Source organism: Saccharopolyspora sp. NPDC000359, assembly GCF_040300525.1.
Taxonomy (GTDB): Bacteria; Actinomycetota; Actinomycetes; order Mycobacteriales; family Pseudonocardiaceae; genus Saccharopolyspora.
The window spans coordinates 1-1,099 of sequence record NZ_JBEPDU010000122.1; the positions used below are offsets into that span (position 1 = coordinate 1).

Annotated in this window: 1 protein-coding gene; it reads right to left on the reverse strand. The window is 72.4% G+C overall.

From position 1 onward, the window contains the following. Positions 1–42: 42 nt before the first annotated feature. Complete coding sequence (locus ABT324_RS33355) at positions 43–861, reverse strand: SAM-dependent methyltransferase (RefSeq protein ID WP_351185905.1); 819 nt, start codon at positions 859–861, stop codon at positions 43–45. Positions 862–1,099: the final 238 nt, after the last annotated feature.

Genomic DNA, 1,099 nt, shown 5'->3' on the forward strand with positions numbered 1-1,099 from the left:
CCCACCTCGCCCACCGCCGGGCCCGGCTGGCGAGGACCTGAGTCAGGGCTTGCGCCCCAGCCCGGCGAGCGTGGTGGTGTCGTGCTGCGCGAGCTCGGAGGGCTCGGTGCGCCACTGGCCGGAGCGCACCACTCCCGGGGCCACCAGCTCCAGGCCGGTGAAGTAGCCAGCGATCTGCTCCGGCGTCCGGTGGTTGTACGGGATCGCGCCGGACTCGCCGTAGCGCCGGGCCGCGTCCACCGCCACCGGGTCGCTGTTGTCGACGTCGAACAGCGCCAGGTAGGAGCCGCTCGGCAGCGCCGCCAGCAGGGTGTCCACCAGGGACCGCGCCCGGTCGTACTCCGGGATCAGGCCCATGATCCCGAACAGGATCAGGGCCACCGGCTGGTCGAAGTCGAGGGCCTCGCGGGCGCCTTCGATGATCGCCTCGGGTTCGCGGACGTCGGCGTGGATGTAGCGGGTGGCCCCCTCCGGCGTGCTCGTGAGCAGCGCGCGGGCGTGGGCCAGCACCAGCGGGTCGTTGTCGACGTAGACGATCCGGCTCTCCGGGGCGGCTTCCTGCGCGATCTCGTGAGTGTTCTCCGCGGTCGGCAGGCCGGTGCCGACGTCCAGGAACTGCCGCACCCCGCACTCGGTGACCAGGTGCCGGACCATCCGCCCCAGGCAGCCCCGGCTGGCCTGCGCGGCCGCCCGCATCCCCGGGAAGACCTGCAGGAAGTCCTCGCCCGCGGCGCGGTCGACCTCGTAGTGGTCCTTGCCGCCGAGCCAGAAGTTCCAGACGCGGGCCGCGTGCGGCACGGTCGTGTCCATCTCGTCGGACACGGCGGACCCCCGTACTTGGACGTCCTCGGATTCGGGCATACCGGCTTCTCCCTGGCGCACTGGATCGGTTACTGGCAGCTACTGTCTACCGCATCCGCGCCGCGCGCTGCAGGGGGTCGAATGGATTGGACCACTTCGTCCCGAATTGGTGGCGGGCACCGCGGTGGGCGGTGCTCGCCACCGCGGTGTCAGAAGCGGCGGTTGGCGAGGACCGGGATGGCCTGGCGGGCCTGCTCGACCGCGGCCGGGTCCACGTCGACGACCAGGACGTCCGGGG